Annotated in this window: 5 protein-coding genes; 1 reads left to right on the top strand and 4 read right to left on the bottom strand. The window is 70.9% G+C overall.

The features are described 5' to 3' along the window. From VF542_RS05250 to VF542_RS05235, 4 genes are all read right to left on the bottom strand, one after another. On the bottom strand, positions 1-218 hold a 218-nt coding region (locus VF542_RS05250; protein WP_408650654.1), incomplete at its 3' end, for an ATP-binding cassette domain-containing protein. Further along, on the bottom strand, positions 215-1117 hold the full coding sequence (locus VF542_RS05245) for an ABC transporter ATP-binding protein (protein WP_408650653.1): 903 nt from the start codon (positions 1115-1117) through the stop codon (positions 215-217). The genes VF542_RS05250 and VF542_RS05245, both read right to left, overlap by 4 nt. Continuing rightward, on the bottom strand, positions 1114-4302 hold the full coding sequence (locus VF542_RS05240) for an FtsX-like permease family protein (RefSeq protein WP_408650652.1): 3189 nt from the start codon (positions 4300-4302) through the stop codon (positions 1114-1116). The genes VF542_RS05245 and VF542_RS05240 overlap by 4 nt, the downstream gene beginning before the upstream one ends. A gap of 124 nt (positions 4303-4426) precedes the next feature. Next, a complete protein-coding gene (locus VF542_RS05235; protein WP_408650651.1) occupies positions 4427-4960 on the bottom strand; it encodes a VOC family protein in 534 nt (177 codons plus the stop codon). A 356-nt stretch (positions 4961-5316) separates the two neighbouring features. Here VF542_RS05235 and VF542_RS05230 point away from each other — a divergent pair. After that, positions 5317-10262: ExeM/NucH family extracellular endonuclease (locus VF542_RS05230; protein WP_408650650.1), on the top strand; the 4946-nt coding region annotated here is incomplete at its 3' end.

Raw genomic sequence — 10262 nt, 5'->3', positions numbered from 1 at the left:
GTCCTCGTTACCGTTCCGCTGTCAGGCGGTTCCAGCCCCGCCAGCAACGCGAGCAGGCTGGACTTGCCGCTGCCGGACGGCCCGGTGATAGCCAGCACCTCGTAGGGATGGGCGCTGACCGAGACGTCGTCGAGGACCGCCCGCCCGGCCCGCCGGTAGCCCACCCGGTCCGCGACCAGGGTCGGCGGCAGCTGGCCGGCCGCATGCCGGGCGGTCATCGGTAGCCGCCGGGGCGCTCAGGATCGCTGCGCTCGGTTCCGGCTCGTTCGGCTCCGGCGGTGAGGACGAGCTCCACGCCACCGGGCCTGCGCACCACCCGCAGCTGGGAACCGGGCGGCAGGGTGGCCAGCACGTCCGGTGGCAGCCGCACGGCACCGTCGGGATCGACCCGCACGAACTGCTGCCGGTGCTGGTCGCGGTCATCGGCCCGGCCCTCGGTGATGGTCACGCTGCGTCCCAGCGCGGCCGCCACCGCCGGGTCATGGGTCACCACCACCACGGTGGTGCCGAAGCTGGACGTGATCCGGGTCAGCAACTCACCCACCTTGTCGCGGTTGTCGGTGTCGAGCTGGGAGGTCGGCTCGTCGGCCAGCAGCAGCCCGGGGGAGCCGGCCATCGCCACCGCGACCGACAGCCGCTGCTGCTCGCCACCGGACATCCGCGAGACCCGCTGGCCGCTCAGCTCCGACAACCCGAGTGCTGCCAGCAGCTCGGCCGGTGCCTGCAGGTCGACCCGCCGGTAGCCGCGCAGGGCGCGCTGGGCGAAGCTGATGTTCTGCTCGGCAGTGCCGTAGGGCAACAGGTTGCGCGACGGGTTCTGCACCACCACGCCGATCCGCTGGCCGCGCAGCCGCAGCAGCTCGGACTCGCTCATCACCGTGATGTCGTCGGCGCCCAGGTAGATCTGGCCGGAGCTGGGCCGCAGCAGGCCCGCCAGCAGGCTGAGCAGGGTCGACTTCCCGGAGCCGGACGGTCCGAGCAGGGCGACTGATTCCCCCGCCGCCACGCTGAACTCGACGTTGTCCAGGGCGGTGACCTCCTCGCCGTCCAGCTCGTAGTAGTGGCTCAGGTGCTCGCAGTGGATCGCCAGGCCGGTCTGCAGTACCCGCGCGGTCATTCGGCCTCCCGCAGCCGGGCCGGTGCCGCTGCCTGCATGAGCGCGCGGCCGGCCAGCACCGCGGTGATGCCCAGCAGCAGCACGAAGATCAGCGCGAACAGCGCGACCCCGGACACTGCCGGCCGGAAGCCCAGGGCGACCGGGGTGCGGTCGGCGAACTCCGGAATGGAGGGCATCGCCCAGCGCGCGGCCAGGTAACCGGCCGGCACCCCCAGCAGCATGGCAGCGCCGAGCAGCAGCAACTGCTCGAGGATGCAGGCGCCCAGCAGCGTCCGGCGCCTGATCCCGACGGCGCGCAGCGAGGCCAGCTCGAAGGTCCGGCGCCGGCCGGTCGCGGCGATCGCGATGGCGGTGCCGCCGACGGCCAGTATCGATCCCACGATGGCGCACACCACCAGCAACCGCAGTGCCAGCGCCGGCCCCTGCCGGCCCAGTTCGGTGAGCCGGCCGGAGGCGGTGGCGCCGGCTTCGATCACCAGCCCGGCGGCGCGCAGCCGGCTGATCGCATCTGCCGGCGCGTCCGGCCCGAGCCAGATCGACCAGCTGGCCTCGGTGTCGAAGGTCGGCAGCTGGGCGCGCAGCCCGGCCAGGTCCACCAGCACCCCGGTGTCGAGCACCGAGGGCAGCACCGCCGGGCTGCCCACCACCTGGAACGGCACCGCCGAGCCGGTCTGGTCCGACATCCGCAGGCTGGACTGGCCGTCCGCGCCCGGGATCAGGCCGCCCGGCGAGGCCAGTACCGGCAGCGGGCGTGGGATGTCGGCATGGGTGATACCGGCCGAGCCGCCGGCCTGGCTGGAGTAGTCGTCCTGCAGGCCGCCGTCGGTGACGCTGAGGACGTCCTTGGCGTTGCCCAGCTGGCTGGCCAGCGGTCGCCAGTGGCCGGCGGTGCCGAACCCGGCGTCCAGCGGCTGCCACCGGCCGTCGCCGAAGAATTCCAGCCGGCTCACCCGTACCGTGCCGAGCAGCTGGCCGAAGGTGTCGATCGGGCGGTCCCAGGTGATGCCGGTCAGCGTGCACCCGCCGGAGCAGCCGACCGCCGCGGTGTACTGGTGCGCTCCCAGGGCCAGCGTGCCGGCCCGGGCGTTGATCGGCGGCTGGTTGGGAGCCCGCAGGTTGAGCAGCACGGTCGGGCGGTTACCGGAACTCATATTGGTCGCCTCGATGCTCACCCGCAGCCGGTCGGTACGGACCTTCAGGGCGGCGGGCAGGTTGGCCGGCAAGAGCGCGACGGCGGCCTCGGCCGGTGCCGGGGCCGAGCCGCCCGAGTACGCCACCGCGGCCAGCCTGCCGGCGTCCACCGCCAGCACCCGGCCGGTGACCGAGCCGCCGCCGTCGGGCAGCCAGGACGCGGTGGCCATCGCCCACCGGCCCTCCGGGTCGGCCTGCCGGCTGGCCAGGATCGGATCGTGCAGCGGCTCGAACTGCACCGGGGCCACCGCGTGGGCGCCCACCTCGATCCGGGCCCGGGTCTCGCGGTTGTGTTCGGCCACCCCCTCGCCGGCGATGGCGAAGGTGGCCAGACCCACCGCAACCGCCAGCAGCGAGGCCAGCCGCAGGCCGGCCGGCCGGCGCACCACCTGCCGGGCCGCCAGGAACAGCCCGATCCGGCCGGAGCCACGGGTCATCGGCAGCAGCGGGCGCAGCACCAGCGGAAGCAGCCGGATGCCCAGCAGGGCCACCGCGAACACCAGCAGTGCCGGCGCCAGCAGGGTGGCCGAGTGCGGGCTGCCGTCCCGGCCGGCCCGGTTCAACAGCACCAGACCGACGATCGCGGCAGCGGCCAGCAGGATGTCCAGGGCCAGCATCAGCGCGCTGGACTGGTGGCCCGGCGTGCGCCGCCACTGCTCCAGCACCGGCCGGCGCAGGGTCTTGCGGCTGGCGGCGGCGGCGGCCACCAGGCTGCCGGCCAGGGACGCAGCCACCGCCACCGCGGTGGCCCGGGTGAAGCTGACCGGGGTGCCGGGGACCAGCACGGTGGCCGCGAACAGCCGCACCGACAGCCAGCCGCCGAGCAGTCCCAACGGCACGGCCAGCGCGACCAGCAGTATCGGCTCGGCCAGCCCGAACCGCAGCGTCGAGGTGGGCCCCAGCCCGCGCAGCTTGGCCAGCGCGATCTCCGAGCCCTTGGCCTCGACGGCGTCGGCGATCACCTGGAACAGCACCAGCCAGGCCAGCACCGCCAGTTGCAGGGACACCAGCAGGACGGAGACGTCGATCAGCTTCCGCTCGGCCTGTGCCGCGGCCAGCACCCGCAGGACGTCGGTGCGGAACTCGTCGCCCACGCCGGGACCGGAGCGCAGTTGGGCGAGCCTGGCCAGGTCCGCCCGCAGCGCCGGGATGTCGGAGAGCCGGACCTGATCAGCCGCGATCGGGTAGTCGACCTGCACCTCGAGTTGGGCGGGCAGCAGCGTCAGCAACTGCGACCTGTCGACGAACAGCCCGTCCACGGTGTTCGGGCCGTCGCCGGAGCCGAGATGGGCGTTGAAATAGTTCCTGCCCTGCCAGTACGGATCGCTGGCGCTGCGCAGCCGGTAGCTGCCCACCAGGGTGACCGGGATCTCCGGCTCACCTGGCCCGCCTGCGGGCGCGATGGCCTGCTGCGGACCCGACAGCGCCAGCCGGGTGCCGACCTTCCACCCGTTATAGGGATCCTGCAGGGTGCGCTCGCTGGCCAGCGCCTCGCCGGGCCGGCTGGGGCAACGGCCCCGGGTGAGCACCAGGTGCGCGCACGCGCCGGTTCGCCAGATCATCCGGGTGATCGGCCCGACGTCGCCGATCGCCACCTGGGCCGGCGTCGAGGCCCGGACTCCCAGCACGGCGGCCGTCAGCGTGCTGGGGTAGGCCTTGATGCTGCCCGGCTTGGGCCCCAGGGCCGCCGCCGCGTCCAGGTCGCCCTCGGTGGAGATGTCGCGGGTGAACGCGAAATGCAGCGCCGCGGCGCTGGCTGACTCGGTGAGCCGGTCGTGCAGCGTCGATTCGTCGGCGGCCCGGGCGTAGAGCGGCCCGAGCGAGCCCGCGCCGATGGTGATCGCGGCCACCAGCAGGGTGGCTGCCGACAGGCCCCGCCGCCACCACAGGGCGCGCAGGAGCAGTGCCAGTCGGCCGCTACCGAAACCGCTGATGGGCGTCCCTTTCTCACCGGGCCTTCTCACCGGCTGGCCCAACCGGCCAGCCGGTGCCATCACACACCCTTGCCGAGCGGCTGGGTGGCCGGTCCCGCCGGGTAGTTATGCGACTGATGCCAGTCCGTTGCCGGATGCCCGGCGCAACGAGCCGGCCGCAAGCACGTCCTGCGGCCAGTACCGGCTAGCGAGCGGCGGGAGCCGCGGCGCGGGAGATGCCGAAGCCGCCACGGGCCTCCCGACCGAACCGGGCGATCTCGCGGGCCAGGTCCAGCGGCCGGATCGACGCTGCCCGGGTCCGGTCCTGCTCGGTCAGCAGGTCGGCAGGAATCAGCCAGACCACCTCGAACTCCAGGCCGTCGGGGTCCCGGCCGTAGAGCGACTTGGTCGTGCCGTGATCCGACGCCCCGACCAGCGCCCCGGCGGCGGCCAGCTTGCCCGCCAACTCCTCCAGGTCACCGAGGGTGTCGACCTCCCACGCCAGGTGGTAGAGCCCGACGGTGCCGCGCCCGGCAGCGGACGCGCCGGCCTGGCTGCCGAGCTGGAAGAGCCCGAGATCGTGGTCGTTGGTCGAGCCCGCCGCCCGCAGGAACGCCGCGCCCGGCAGGCCGTCGCCGTTGGGGATGTAGTCGAAGCCCAACACGTCGCGGTAAAACGCCACGCTGGCGGCGACGTCCCGGACGTAGAGCACGGCGTGGTTCAACCGGAAAACTGACATGGTGGCCTCCTGGGTGCGCTGTGTCGATGATGCTCTCCACAAGGAAGTTGAGGTTTCAACTATTCCTCGACCGGGTAGACGTTAAGTTGATGTGACGAAGTTCATAAGCGGCCCGCCGAACCAGGACAACCCCGAAGACATGGGAGCTCCACGACGGCGGCCGCATCGATAATTCGGTGAAAGCTTCCAAAAGGCCCACCCGATCGCAGTTTTTTCGAGAACTTGCGGGATTCTTGCGGGTTCCAGGGGTATACGAAGCGGTGCGCGTCCATTACCTTCGCTTTATCCGACACACATCTCCGGCACTCGCTTCCTGTGAGTGCCGTCCTCCCTTGTCCTGATCCCGGAGACAGTGCATGCGCGCAGGCAGTAAGGCTTTGATCAGTGGACTCACAACCCCGGCGTTAGTCGTCGGGGCGTTGCTGGCGGTACCGACCTCGGCCTGGGCCGGGGCGAGCGCCGGTGCTCCCGTTGTCATCAACGAGGTGTACGGCGGCGGCGGCAACACCGGCGCCACCTACAAGCAGGACTTCATCGAGCTCTACAACAAGAGCACCTCAGCGGTGAACCTGACCGGCTGGTCCGTGCAGTACGCCTCGGCGACCGGGACCTCGTGGGCCACCACGGCGCTGACCGGCACGCTGCCGGCGGGCACCCACTACGTGGTGCGCGAGTCGCAGGGCAGCGGTGGAACCACTGACGTGCCCTCCGACGTGACCGGGACCATCGCGATGAGCGGCACGGCCGGCAAGGTGGCGCTGGTCAACAGCACCTCCGCGCTGACCTGTGCCGGGGACTGCGACGGCAACGCCGCTGTGGTGGACTTCGTGGGCTTCGGCACCACCGCCAACGACTTCGCCGGCACCGGGCCCACCCCGGCGCCGAGCAACACCAACTCCGTCTCGCGCAACGCCAGCCACGACAACACCGCCAACAACGCCGCGGACTTCACCGCCGGCGCGCCGAGCCCGGTGGCCTGCGGGACCGCCTGCACCACGCCGCCGCCCCCGCCGCCGACCACCGACAAGACGATCGCCGAGATCCAGGGTCCCGGCGCCTCCTCGCCGCTGGTGAACAGCACCGTCACCACCAAGGGCATCGTCACCGCCGCCTACCCGGCCGGTGGCTTCAAGGGCTACTACCTCCAGACCCCGGGCACCGGCGGCCCGGTGGACACCGCCACCGACACCACCTCCGACGGCATCTTCGTCTTCCAGTCCACCGGCTCCTTCCCGGCCGCCGTGCAGGTCGGCAAGTACCTGCAGGTCACCGGTTCGGTCACCGAGTTCTTCGGCATGACCGAGATCAACGTCGCCGCTGCCGACGTCGTCGACCTCGGCGCCCCGCCCGCGCCCGTCACCGCCGCCACCACCAACGGCTGGCCCACCACCGACGCCGCGCGTGAATCCCTGGAGGGCATGCTCTACCGCCCGACCGGCGCCTTCACCGTCACCAACACCTTCACCACCAACCAGTTCGGCGAGGTCGGCCTGGCCTCGGGCACCAAGCCGCTGATCCAGCGGACCGAGGTCGAGAAGCCCGGTCCCGCCGCCTCCAGCCCCACCGAGGCCGACAACGCCGCTCGCGCGGTCACCCTGGACGACGGCTCCAGCATCAACTTCCTGGCCACCAGTGGCGGCCTGCTGGTCAACGGCAACCTGACCCCGCCGTACGTCTCGCAGTCGGCGCCGGTCCGGGTCGGCGAGCCGGTCACCTTCACCAGCGACGTCATCCTCGACTGGCGTAACAGCGCCTGGAAGTTCCAGCCCACCAGCACGGTCATCGGCCCGGACAACACCAACTCGCCGGCAACCTTCGGCAACACCCGCACCGCAGCGCCCGACAGCGCCTACATCGGCAACGCCAACCTCAAGGTCGCCTCGTTCAACGTGCTGAACTACTTCACCACCCTGGGCACCGACAACAGCTCGTGCGTCGCGTTCAAGGATCGCGACGGCGACGGTTCGACCGTCAGTGGCGGCTGCAACCAGCGCGGCGCCTGGGACTCGGCCGACCTCGCCCGGCAGCAGGCCAAGATCGTCAAGGCAATCAACGCCCTGGGCGCGGACGTGGTCGGTCTGATGGAGATCGAGAACTCCGCCCGCCTCGGCGAGGCAACCGACGAGGCGCTCAACACCCTGGTGGCGGCGCTGAACGCCGACGCCGGCGCGGGCACCTGGGCGGCCAACCCGTCCTCTGCGGAGCTGCCTCCGGTGGCCGACATGGACGTCATCAACAGCGCGATCATCTACAAGCCGGCCGCGGTCCAGCGGGTCGGCGCGTCCCGGGCGCTCGGCACCCAGAGTGCCGCTGGTGGCGCGTTCGACAACGCCCGTGAACCGCTCGGCCAGGTGTTCCACCCGGTGGCCGGCGGCGACAACTTCCTGTTCGTCGTCAACCACTTCAAGTCCAAGGGCTCGGCCGGTCCGTGGCCCGGCGACGCCGACACCGGCGACGGCCAGGGTTCCTCGAACGAGTCGCGAGTCCGCCAGGCCGGTGCGCTGCGGGACTGGGTTCCCACCGTGCAGGCAGGCGCCAAGGCCGTCGTGATGGTCGGCGACTACAACTCCTACGGCAAGGAAGACCCGCTGCAGGTGCTCTTCGACGCCGGTTACACCGACGCCGAGCAGGCCTTCAACCACGGCGAGTACTCCTACTCCTTCTCCGGCCTGTCCGGATCGCTGGACCACATCCTGATGAACGCCGCCGCCCTGAAGCGGGCGACCGGCGCCGACATCTGGAACATCAACTCGCCCGAGTCGGTGGCCCTGGAGTACAGCCGGTGGAACTACACCGCCACCGACTTCTACCAGGCCGACCCGTACGCATCCTCCGACCACGACCCGGTGGTCCTGGGCCTGACGGCGAGCGCTCCGACCAAGACCGTGCAGGTCCTGGGCATCAACGACTTCCACGGCCGGATCCAGTCCAACGGCGTCGAGGCCGGGGCCGGCGTGCTGGCCGGCGCGGTGAAGCAGCTGCGCACCCAGTACCCGGACACGGTGTTCGCCGCGGCCGGTGACCTCATCGGCGCGTCCACCTTCGAGTCCTTCATCGCCCACGACAAGCCGACCCTGGACGCGTTGAACTCGGCCGGTCTCGAGGTCTCGGCGGTGGGCAACCACGAGTTCGACCAGGGCTACAACGACCTGGTGAACCGGGTGATGGCGCCGTACAACGCCGACACCAACCCCTACGGCGGGGCGGCGTGGCAGTACATCGGTGACAACGTCCGGCACGCCGAGGACCACTCGGCAGCACTTCCCGAGACCTGGATCAAGGACTTCGGGGGCGTCCAGGTGGGCTTCATCGGTTCGGTCACCGACCACCTCAGCGAGCTGGTCTCCCCGGCCGGGATCGCCGGCCTGGAGATCGAGTCGCCGGTGGTGGCCGCCAACCGGGACGCCGACAAGCTCAAGGCCCAAGGCGCCGACATCATCGTGCTGCTGGTGCACGAGGGCGCCGAGACCACCGCGCTGTCCTCGGCGACCAACCCTGCCACCGACTTCGGCAAGATCGTCACCGGCGTCAACGACAACATCGACGCGATCATCTCCGGTCACACCCACCTGTCCTACAACCACTCGGTCACGGTTCCGGGCTGGGTGGCTGAAGGCCGCGCGGTGACCACCCGTCCGGTTGTCTCGGCCGGTCAGTACGGCTACAACCTCGACCAGCTGCTGTTCACTGTGGATTCCGACACCGACAAGGTGGTCGGCGTCCAGCAGAGCACCCTGCCGCTGGTGAAGACGCCGGCCTACCCGACCGATGCGCCGACCCAGGCCATCGTGGACAAGGCCGTCGCGGATGCCGCCGTGCTCGGTGCGCAGCCGCTGGGCCAGATCACCGGTCCGTTCAACCGCGCCAAGACCTCGTCCGGCTCGGAGAACCGGGGTGGCGAGTCCACCCTCGGCAACCTGGTCGCCGAGGTCCAGCAGACCGCCACCGAGGGTGCGACCACCGGCTCGGCGCAGATCGCCTTCATGAACCCGGGCGGCCTGCGGGCGGACATGGTCGGCAGCAGCTCGACGTACCCGACCACGCTGACCTACAAGCAGGCAGCCAACGTCCAGCCGTTCGCCAACACGCTGGTCAACATGAAGCTGACCGGCGCGCAGATCAAGACGGCGCTGGAGCAGCAGTGGCAGCCGGCGGGCTCGTCCCGGCCGTTCCTGCGGCTGGGCATCTCCGAAGGATTCACCTACACCTATGACGCACGAGCGGCGGCCGGCAGCCGGATCACCGCCATGTGGCTCAACGGAACCGCGATCGACCCGGCGGCCAGCTACTCCGTCACGGTCAACTCGTTCCTGGCGTCCGGCGGTGACAACTTCTTCGTGCTGGCACAGGGCACCAACAAGAAGGACACCGGGCAGACCGACCTGCAGGCGATGGTCGACTACATGGACAAGCACACCCCGGTGTCGCCGAACTACACCCAGCGGTCGGTGGGCGTGATGTTCCCGGCCGGTGCCCCGGCGTCCTACCTCCCGGGTGACACGGTCAGCTTCGACCTGTCGTCGCTGGCCTTCAGCACCGCTGCCGATCTCAAGGACACCTCGGTGACCGTGAAGCTCGGGTCCACCGAGCTGGGAACGTTCGCGGTGAACAACGCGCTGGGTACGGCGATCACCGACGAGTACGGAACCGCCTCTGTCGCCTTCACCCTGCCGACCGGTGTGCCAGCCGGCCTGCAGAACCTGACGGTGACGGGAGCCCAGACCGGCACCACCACCACGGTGCCGATCACCATCGACCAGCTGGTGACCACCACGACGACGCTGAGCGCATCGGCCCCGTCCCAGTTCTACGGGACGGCCAACCCGGAAACGCTCACGGCGACCGTGGTCCAGAGCGACGGCGGCTCGGCAGCCGGCGATGTGCGGTTCGAGACCTCGACCGGCACGGTGCTGGCCACTGTCCCGGTGAGCTCGGGCAAGGCCAGCTACCAGGTGCCGGCGAACACTCCGGCCGGGACGTTGCAGATCACCGCGACGTTCGTCCCGTCAGCCACCCGCGGCGTGGTGGGCTCCACCTCCTCGGCGCTGGCGTTCACGGTGAACAAGGCGGTCTCCACCACCGCGCTGGCGGCGTCGGCCCCGTCCCAGTTCTACGGGACGGCCAGCCCGGCCACCCTCACGGCGACCGTCACCCAGAACGATGGCAGCACGCCGGCTGGCGATGTGCGGTTCGAGACCTCGACCGGCACGGTGCTGGCCACCGTCGCGGTGAGCTCGGGCAAGGCCAGCTACCAGGTGCCGGCGAACACTCCGGCCGGGACGTTGCAGATCACCGCGACGTT

Source organism: Jatrophihabitans sp. (assembly GCF_036389215.1).
Lineage (GTDB): Bacteria > Actinomycetota > Actinomycetes > Mycobacteriales > Jatrophihabitantaceae > Jatrophihabitans_A.
The sequence above is the reverse complement of the archived record's forward strand: the minus strand, read 5'-3'. Positions and strand labels throughout refer to the sequence as shown.